Here is an 8593-nt window from a genome sequence, read left to right as displayed (position 1 = left end):
GCCGCTGGGAGGTGCCCCCGTTCAGGGGCTCCGCCCCCGACCCCCGCTCCTCAAACGCCGGACGGGCCGGACTGGTAGATGTCCGGTTCCAGGTAGATCACTCGCGCGATCGGGACGGCCTCGCGGATGCGGGCCTCCGCCGCGTCGATCGCGCGGGCGATCTGGGTCGCCGTGTCCTCGCCCCGTACCGCGATCTTCGCGGCGACCAGCAGTTCCTCGGGGCCCAGGTGGAGGGTGCGCATGTGGATGACGCGGGTGACGGACTCGCCGTCCACCGCCGCCTCGCGGATCCGCGCCACCTGCTCCGGGCCCGCCGCCTCGCCCAGCAGCAGCGACTTCGTCTCGGCGGCCAGCACCAGCGCGATCACGACGAGCAGGGCGCCGATGCACAGCGTGCCGATGCCGTCCCACACGCTGTCGCCCGTGGCGAGCGTCAGACCGACACCGCCGAGGGCGAGGACGAGGCCGACGAGCGCGCCGAAGTCCTCCAGCAGGACCACGGGCAGCTCGGGTGCCTTGGCCGTGCGGATGAAGGAGCTCCAGGACTGCTCGCCGCGCAGGGCGTTGGACTCCTTGATGGCGGTGCGGAAGGAGAACGACTCGGCCACGATGGCGAAGACGAGCACGCCGACGGGCCAGTACCAGTGCTCCAGCGGGTGCGGCTCCTTGATCTTCTCGTAGCCCTCGTAGAGCGCGAAGACGCCGCCGACGCTGAAGAGCACGACCGAGACGAGGAAGCCGTAGATGTAGCGTTCCCGGCCGTACCCGAAGGGGTGCTCCTCGCTGGCCTGTTTCTGGGCCTTCTTGCCGCCGAGAAGGAGCAGCGCCTGGTTGCCGGAGTCGGCGACCGAGTGGACGCCCTCCGCGAGCATCGACGACGAGCCGCTGAAGGCGAACGCCACGAACTTGGCCACCGCGATGGCCAGGTTGGCGCCCAGCGCGGCGACGATGGCCTTGGTACCGCCTGATGCACTCATGCGCGCGGGGTGTCCCTTCCGACCGTGCGGCTGCTTTGCTCTGCCTTTACGCGTTACGGCCGGTCATTGTCGCAGCCGTTCGGCCGGGCCGGCGTCAGGCGGCGTCCGTGGCGCGCACCGTGGCGCGGAAGACGGTGCCCTCGCCGCCGAGCTCGGCCCGCTCCCCCGCCCGTACGAAGGCGGACTCGCCCCGCGCGAGGGCCAGTTCCGTCCCGTCCTCGGCGCGCAGCAGGGCCCGGCCCGCGACGCACAGCAGGATCTGGGGGGTGCGGGCGTCGAGCCGGTGGGGCGCGGCGCCGGGGGCGAGCGCGTACCGGGAGAGGCGGAACTCCTCCACCGGCGTCTCGTACTCCTCCGCGCCGTCGACGTCGGCCTCGGGCCGCAGGACACCCGGGGGCGTGGCCTCGAAGCGGACCACGCGCAGCAGCTCGGGGACGTCGACGTGCTTGGGGGTGAGCCCGCAGCGGAGCACGTTGTCGGAGTTGGCCATGATCTCCACGCCCAGGCCGGAGAGGTAGGCGTGCGGGACGCCGGCGCCGAGGTAGAGGGCCTCGCCGGGCTGGAGGAGGACGTGGTTGAGGAGCATCGCGGCGAGGACCCCGGGGTCGCCCGGGTAGTGCCGGGCGAGGGTGGCGTAGGCGGCGTAGGCCGCGCGGTGGGGGCCGTCCTCGGCGGCGAGGCGCTCGGCGGCGGCGGCCGCCTCGGTCACGGTCCCGGAGACGGCGGTGCGCTCGGCGCTGAGCACGGCGGTGAGGACCTCGCGCAGGGCCGCGCTCTCCGGGTGGGCGTGCAGCAGGTCGACGTACGGCTTGAGGCTGTCGACACCCAGGGCCGCGAGCAGCTCGGCGGTGGCGTCGGGGGCGCGGAATCCGCAGAGTCCCTCGAAAGGGGTGAGAGCGCAGATGAGCTCGGGCTTGTGGTTGGCGTCCTTGTAGTTGCGGTGCGGGGCGTCGGCCGGGACGCCACGGGCCTCCTCGTCGGCGTAGCCGGCCTTGGCCCGCTCCAGGTCGGGGTGGACCTGGAGGGAGAGCGGGTCGGCGGCGGCGAGGATCTTGAACAGGAAGGGCAGGCCCGGGCCGAAGCGCGCCACGGTGGCGTCGCCGAGCTCGCGGCGCGGGTCGGCGGCGATCACCTCGTTCAGGGCGACGGGGCCGGTGCCGCGGTCGACGCGGGAGGGGGCGCCGGGGTGGGCGCCCATCCACAGTTCGGCCTGGGGCTCTCCGGTGGGCGCGGTGCCGAGGAGGCCGGGGATCGCGGTGGTGGAGCCCCAGGCGTAGGGGCGCACGGTGTTGAGAAGGCGGTCCATGGGGACGGTTCCTGACTTGTCGGGACGGGACCGGGCTTGCGGACTCTCGTGCGGACATACGGGCTTGCGGGCTTGGGCTGTTGCGGGCTCGGGCCGTTGTGGGCCCGGGTGGTCACGGCGTCACGGGTTTGGCCGCGAGCGCCAGGTAGACGGCGGCGAAGTCCGTGGTGGCGAGGAGGTCGGCCGCGGTCTCCAGCGGGCTGTTCTCCTCGTCGGCCTCCAGCTCGCTGACGGGGGTGTCGCGGTGCAGGGCGAGCTCGCGCGCGGCCCCGGCCGGTGAGGTGACGTCCGGTCCGCGCTCCCGGAGCAGGACCACCCGGGCGTGGAGGGCCTCGGACTCCTCGACCCGGTCGCGGAAGAAGTCCTCGGGGTCGGCGCCCGCGGCGAAGTCCCCGGCCAGCAGCGTGCCGTGCGCGGTCAGCGCCTCGGGCAGCTCGGCGGCGAGCGCGGGGCGCCCGGCGAGCGCGGCGAGGGTGGTCGCGAACCGGCGGCCGACCGCGGCGGCGAGCTCGCCCTCGGTCCAGATGAGCGGCAGGGTGTCGGCCACCTCGGCCGCCAGGGTCTTGGCGGGGTTGCTGTACGTGGCGATGGCCGGACCGCAGCGCTCGGCGATGTGGTCGAGCCGGTCGGCGAGCGCCTCCAGGGCGGCGGGCGGCGCCTCGGCCAGGCCGATGCGGTCGGCCAGGGCGAGGAGCGGGGTGAGCAGCGACCAGAGCGTGCCGGGGCCGGTGGGCAGGACGGCCAGGGAGTCGTCGTTCCGGGGGGTGGCGCCTGCCATCGCCGCCTCGTACGGGGTGGCGGTCAGCGGGATCGCGAGGCCGCGCACCTGGGCGGTGGCGTCGGCGAGCGGGGAGCCGGCCGGGGAGACGGTCACGACGGTGCAGCCGCGCCGGTAGGCCTGCTCCAGGAGGAGCGCCAGACCCGGTTCCGTACCGTCCGGGCTGGCGACGAGCAGCAGGTCGAGCGGGCCCGTCCAGCCGGGGAGGGTCCAGCGCAGGGCGCCCGGGGCGGGGGCGACGCCCGCCGGGCGGATCAGGGTGACGGGGCAGCTGTCCCCGGCGAGCGCGGCGAGCAGGTCGGCGGTGGAGCCGCCCGCGGGTCCGGGGCCGGCGACCAGGACGGCGCGCGGGCGGCCGTCCGGCCGGAGCGCGTCGATCCCGGCCTCGGCGGCGTCGCGCACGGCCGTACGGACCCGGGCGCCGGATTCGGCGGCGCCCCGGAGCAGACCGTGGAGGTCGGCTCGGGAGAGGCCGTCGGGGTCATCGAGGAGGGACTCGTCGAACACCGTTGTTCAGCCTCCGTGTGCCGTGGGGTACGCCGTGGGATACGGGGTTGCGGGGTCGCCCGCCGTCGGACACCGATGCCGCCGTCACGCGGGGCGGCGGGCCTCGTCCACGAGCAGGACGGGGATGCCGTCGCGGACGGGGTAGGCCAGGCCGCAGCTCTGGCTCTCGCACACCAGCTCGTGGGTGTCCTCGGAGGGGGTCTCCTCGCGGAGGGAGGCGTGGCACTCCGGGCAGGCGAGGATCTCCAGGAGACCGGCTTCGAGCGGCATGGGTTTTCCCTTCGGGGGTTGTTGCGCTGTGGTGTCAGCGTAGTCGCGTGGGCGGTGGATTTTCCCCTGACCCGCCCCTTCCCGAAACCGGGGCTTCGCCCCGGGCCCCACAAAGCGCTACGCGCGCACGATCTTCAGGACCTCGTCGCGGATGCGGGTCACCGTTTCGGGGTCGCGTGCTTCCACGTTCAGCCGGAGGAGGGGCTCGGTGTTGGAGGCCCGGAGGTTGAACCACCAGTCGGCCGTGGCGACCGTGAGGCCGTCGAGCTCGTCCAGCGTGGCGCCGTCGGCGCCCTCGTAGGCGGCCCGGACGGCGGCGGCACGGCCGGCCTGGTCGGCGACGGTGCTGTTGATCTCGCCGGAGGCGGCGTAGCGGTCGTACTGCTGGACGAGGCCGGACAGCGGGCCGTCCTGGCCGCCGAGGGCCGCGAGGACGTGGAGCGCGGCCAGCATGCCGGTGTCGGCGTTCCAGAAGTCGCGGAAGTAGTAGTGCGCGGAGTGCTCGCCGCCGAAGATCGCGCCGGTGCGGGCCATCTCCTGCTTGATGAACGAGTGGCCCACGCGGGTGCGGACGGCCTCGCCGCCGTGCTCGGCGACGACCTCCGGCACCGACCAGGAGGTGATCAGGTTGTGGATGATCGTGCCGCCGGGGTGCTTGGCCAGCTCGCGGGCGGCGACCAGGGCGGTGATCGCGGAGGGGGAGACGGGCTCGCCGCGCTCGTCGACGACGAAGCAGCGGTCGGCGTCGCCGTCGAAGGCCAGGCCGATGTCGGCGCCCGTCTCGCGGACCTTCGCCTGGAGGTCGACGAGGTTCTTGGGGTCGAGCGGGTTCGCCTCGTGGTTGGGGAAGGTGCCGTCGAGCTCGAAGTACATCGGGACGAGGTCGACGGGCAGCCCGTCGAGGACGGTCGGGACGGTGTGGCCGCCCATGCCGTTGCCCGCGTCGACGGCGACCTTCAGGGGGCGGATGCCCGTGAGGTCCACCAGCGAGCGCAGGTGGGTCGCGTAGTCGGCGAGGACGTCGCGCGAGGTGATCGTGCCGGGGGTGGCGGCGGACTCGGGGGCGCCGGTGTCCAGCCAGCCCTCGACGAGGGTACGGATCTCGGTGAGGCCGGTGTCCTGCCCGACGGGGGCGGCGCCCGCGCGGCACAGCTTGATGCCGTTGTACTGGGCGGGGTTGTGGCTGGCGGTGAACATCGCGCCGGGCAGGTCCAGTTGCCCGCTGGCGAAGTAGAGCTCGTCGGTCGAGCAGAGCCCGATCTCGGTGACGTCCACGCCGCGCGCGGCGGCGCCGCGGGCGAAGGCCCGGGACAGGCCCGGGGAGGAGGGGCGCATGTCGTGGCCGACGACGATCGCGTCCGCGCCGGTCACCTGGGCGAAGGCGGCGCCGAAGAGCTCGGCCATGGACTCGTCCCACTGGTCGGGGACCACGCCGCGCACGTCGTACGCCTTCACGATCTGCGACAGATCAGCCACAGCCAACCCCTCCTGGAGTCCGGTACGGGACATCAAACCTACCTGTCGTCACCGTCGGTCCGGACCACGCGCGGGGGCGGGGGCCGTACGAGCCGTCAGGAGTCGGGGGACCGCAGGACCCTGAGGTGGCCTCGGCGGGCGACCTCCATCGGATCGGCGCCCCGGCCCGTCTGCGCGACCGCGCCCGGGACGGCGCCCGGACCGGCCGTGCGCTCCTGGGGGCGCGCGGCCTCGCGCACGGCGTTGGCGAGTGCTTCGAGGTCGTCACTGCTCGGGCGGGCGGGGCCGCTGTCGACGGCGAGACGGACGACGTCCCAGCCGCGCGGCGCGGTCAGCCGCTCGGAGTGCTCGGCGCACAGGTCGTAGCAGTGGGGCTCGGCGTAGGTGGCGAGCGGGCCGAGGACGGCGGTCGAATCGGCGTAGACGTACGTCAGCGTCGCGACGGCCGGGCGGCCGCACGCGGTGCGCGAACAGCGACGTACAGGGCTCACGAGGTTGGACGGTACCGCACTCTTGAACGGGCCGCGACGACTCACCCCCGGCTCACCCCTCCGTGTCGTCCCGGTTCGCACCGTGGACAGCGTTGTCGAACGGCCTGGTCGACCCCGTCGGGACCGGGGGAACAGGCGTCCGGCGACAAAGAAAACTGTCACCAGCAGGTACACATAGTGTCATTCGGCATGGGAACGCCGATCCCGCGGGTGGCTGCAATTGATCGCAGACATGGCCGGAACGCTCATCGGGCGACATGCCGGGAGATGGGCGGCTACCCCGCGCGTACGGCCGGTCGGCGGATACCCTCGGGTGTGATGGACAGCCCCGTACCTCCCCCGGCCGCCGCCGGGAACACCCCCGGTCCCGCCGGGCCCAGACCACGCCGCCGCGACCGCCACGGACGCGGTATGCGCGGCCCCATCGCGCCCCCGCAGGTGCCGCTGTCGGTCAGCAGGGCCGACGCCTTCGTCGACCTGGTCCAGGACTCGGCGGAGCGGCTGGAGCGGCGCTGGCCGCAGCTGGCGGCCGTCGAGTTCCTCGTCCACGAGGTGCCGGCCGAGCCCGGCGGCGGGCTCGGTGACGATCCGCTGGAAGCGCTCCTGGACGGCGAGACCGTGCCGCTCGGCCGGTACGTCGCCGCGCGGGGCGAGGACCCGGACCGGATCGTCGTCTACCGCCGTCCGGTGGAGATCCGTACCAAAACGCGTGACGAGCGGGCGCTGCTCGTTCACGAGGTCGTGGTGGAGCAGGTGGCGGAGCTGCTCGGGCTCGCGCCCGAGTCGGTCGACCCGCGCTACGGGCAGGACTAGCGCTCCCGCCGGCCAGAGCCGACGGGCGGGCTGTCCTGCCGGAGCCGGTCAGCCGTTCAGCATCGACAGGTCCTGCTCGGCCCTGGGGACCGCCACGGTGGACCGGTCGTCCGGAACCGGCTGGATCGTGAACATCGGGACGCCGTCCTTGGGCAGCGCCAGCATGCGCGAGGCGTGGACGGGACCGCCGGAGACCTTCTCCACGGTCACCGCGAACACGCCCTTGCCGTCGGTGGGCTGGGGCGGTTCGACGGTGAGGGTGGTCCCGCCCTTGACCGTGTAGGACTTGCTGACCGGGGTGCCGCCCTCGCTGCCCGCCGAGGCGGTCACCTTCACCTGGGCGTCCTTCCCGGGGGCCACGAGGGACAGCGTGCTCGCCTTGGCGCGGTTGTCGGCGACGGTGCCGCGGGCCTCGATCGCCGGGGTCGCGGGGATGAAGGCGGTCTCCTGCTTGTCGTCCTTGCCACGCGTCACGCGCAGCGCGGCGACGACCGGGCCGCTGCCGCGCGCGCCGGTCAGCAGCAGGGAGCCCGCCTCGCCCTTGGTGAGGTCCCCCAGCTCGACGACCGTGGTCATGCCGCTCTTGACGTGCAGCGACTCGTGTCCGGCCGGGCTGATGGAGCCACTCGGGCCGGCGAGCCGCAGCGTGACGTCGGCGTCGTCCGTGCCCGGCGCGAAGGCGACGAGACGGACGGAGGTGGCGTCGGCCGGGATGCCCGGCAGCACCGCCCCCGCCGCCACGTCGGCGGCGGGGGCCAGCCAGTCGCCGCCGGTCTTGTCGTCGGACGCCTGCACCGCCGCCCCCACACGGCCGGAGCGGGCCGCCACATGGAGGGTGAGGTTCTCGGTGGGCGCGTCCGTGAGCGACGACAGCAGCACGGGAACGGTGGAGCGGGGCGGGATGGTGACGCCCTCGCCGGAGGGGGCCTTGATCCGGCCGTCGGGGCCGTACAGCTCCAGGTCGACGACGGCCGCCGCGTTGTCGGGGTTGGACACATGGACGTAGTCCTGGCGCCCCTTGGCCGTGCTCGCGCCCGGGAACCAGAAGGACGTGTCGGGCGGCGCGCAGGAGACGCCGTGCAGCCCGCGTCCGCTGCCCGCGGCGACGGTGGTCGTCTGCTGGGCGGTCCAGCCGGGGGCCAGCGGCCCGGCGGCGGAGCCGAGGAGGGCGGGGGCGTCGGAGCGTTCCGTGGTGACCGTGACGGGCTTGCCGGGCTCCTTCAGCGACAGGACGGGTTTACCCGGATCGGTTTCGGCCTTCTTCCCGTCCTTCTTCTCCGTCTTCTTGTCGGCCTTCGAAGCATCCTTCGAAGCGTCCTTCGCGGCGTCCTTCTTGGGCTCGTCCTTCTTGCCGTCCGTGCGTGCCGGGCCCGCTGCGGGCAGCAGGTCCGCCGTGGACGCGGCCGCCGTGCCGCCCTTCCCGGGTGGCGTGAAAGCGGTGTACGTCGTGCTCGCCACGTCCGAGGAGGTCGGCGCCGGGCAGAGCAGGGCCGTGCGCTGCACGGGCATCCGGCCCGCGGGCCGCGCGCCCTTGGTGTCGCCCGGCGGCGGGTTGAGCGCGGCGACACCCGTGACGACGGCGAGCACGGCCGTCGTGGCGAACAGGGACAGGGTGGTGCGGTTCACTGCTGCTGGCTCCCGTCACGGTGGGGCCCCTCGCCCCCGCCGTACGTCGTGTCGTAGGGCCGGTGCCCGTAACCGTACGGGTCGTGCGCGCCGTCCGCGTAGGGGTCCGCCGGGTACTGCGCCTGCCCGGTGTACCCGGTGGCGTAGCCGTTCTCCTGGTACGGCTGCTGCTGTCCGTAGGCCCCCTGCCCCTGGGACCGGTCCCACTCCGCGTACTGCTGCTGGTGCGGGACGGCGGCGTACGGATCGGCGGCGTACGGGTCGGCGGCGTACGGGTCGGCGTCGGCCACGGCCGGCTGCTGCTCGTAAGGGTTGTAGGGATCGTATGAAACGACCTCGGGCGCCGGGG

General features: G+C 74.0%; 8 protein-coding genes and 1 pseudogene. 1 reads left to right on the top strand and 8 read right to left on the bottom strand.

The features are described 5' to 3' along the window. Nucleotides 1-50: 50 nt before the first annotated feature. From K6I33_RS26955 to K6I33_RS26930, 6 genes are all read right to left on the bottom strand, one after another. The gene (locus tag K6I33_RS26955; protein WP_229357133.1) at nucleotides 51-977 is read right to left on the bottom strand and encodes a cation diffusion facilitator family transporter; all 927 of its coding nucleotides are present in this window, start codon (nucleotides 975-977) and stop codon (nucleotides 51-53) included. 94 nt (nucleotides 978-1071) lie between these two features. After that, nucleotides 1072-2283, bottom strand: coding sequence for a mannose-6-phosphate isomerase, class I (gene manA, locus K6I33_RS26950; RefSeq protein WP_229357132.1), 1212 nt, complete (start codon nucleotides 2281-2283; stop codon nucleotides 1072-1074). A gap of 112 nt (nucleotides 2284-2395) precedes the next feature. Further along, nucleotides 2396-3568, bottom strand: a complete 1173-nt coding sequence (locus tag K6I33_RS26945) for an SIS domain-containing protein (protein WP_229357131.1) — start codon at nucleotides 3566-3568, stop codon at nucleotides 2396-2398. Nucleotides 3569-3652: 84 nt separating this feature from the next. Then, on the bottom strand, nucleotides 3653-3838 hold the full coding sequence (locus K6I33_RS26940; protein WP_229357130.1) for a Trm112 family protein: 186 nt from the start codon (nucleotides 3836-3838) through the stop codon (nucleotides 3653-3655). A 117-nt stretch (nucleotides 3839-3955) separates the two neighbouring features. After that, nucleotides 3956-5314, bottom strand: a complete 1359-nt coding sequence (locus K6I33_RS26935; protein WP_229357129.1) for a phosphomannomutase/phosphoglucomutase — start codon at nucleotides 5312-5314, stop codon at nucleotides 3956-3958. Between the two features lie 95 nt (nucleotides 5315-5409). Next, nucleotides 5410-5850: a DUF3499 domain-containing protein gene (locus K6I33_RS26930; RefSeq protein WP_229357128.1), complete on the bottom strand. Its 441-nt coding sequence runs from the start codon at nucleotides 5848-5850 to the stop codon at nucleotides 5410-5412. Nucleotides 5851-6123: 273 nt separating this feature from the next. Between K6I33_RS26930 and K6I33_RS26925 the strand changes: the two genes are divergently transcribed. Beyond that, entirely contained in the window at nucleotides 6124-6618 is a 495-nt protein-coding gene (locus K6I33_RS26925; RefSeq protein ID WP_229357127.1) for a metallopeptidase family protein, read from the top strand. A gap of 48 nt (nucleotides 6619-6666) precedes the next feature. On the opposite strand, the gene K6I33_RS26920 is transcribed toward K6I33_RS26925, so the two are convergent. Then, nucleotides 6667-8244, bottom strand: coding sequence for a DUF5719 family protein (locus tag K6I33_RS26920; RefSeq protein ID WP_229357126.1), 1578 nt, complete (start codon nucleotides 8242-8244; stop codon nucleotides 6667-6669). Next, nucleotides 8241-8593: pseudogene (locus tag K6I33_RS26915) on the bottom strand (hypothetical protein); the annotation flags it as partial. The gene K6I33_RS26920 and the pseudogene K6I33_RS26915, both read right to left, overlap by 4 nt.

The organism is Streptomyces sp. UNOB3_S3, from assembly GCF_020740895.1.
Taxonomy (GTDB): Bacteria; Actinomycetota; Actinomycetes; order Streptomycetales; family Streptomycetaceae; genus Streptomyces.
Note: the sequence above shows the minus strand (reverse complement) of the source record. Positions and strands in the feature narration are given on the sequence as shown.

Coding starts and splice junctions, on each gene's coding strand:
- K6I33_RS26955 (WP_229357133.1), bottom strand. CDS start 977: ATGAGTGCATCAGGCGGTACCAAGGCCATCGTCGCCGCGCTGGGCGCC.
- manA (WP_229357132.1), bottom strand. CDS start 2,283: ATGGACCGCCTTCTCAACACCGTGCGCCCCTACGCCTGGGGCTCCACC.
- K6I33_RS26940 (WP_229357130.1), bottom strand. CDS start 3,838: ATGCCGCTCGAAGCCGGTCTCCTGGAGATCCTCGCCTGCCCGGAGTGC.
- K6I33_RS26925 (WP_229357127.1), top strand. CDS start 6,124: ATGGACAGCCCCGTACCTCCCCCGGCCGCCGCCGGGAACACCCCCGGT.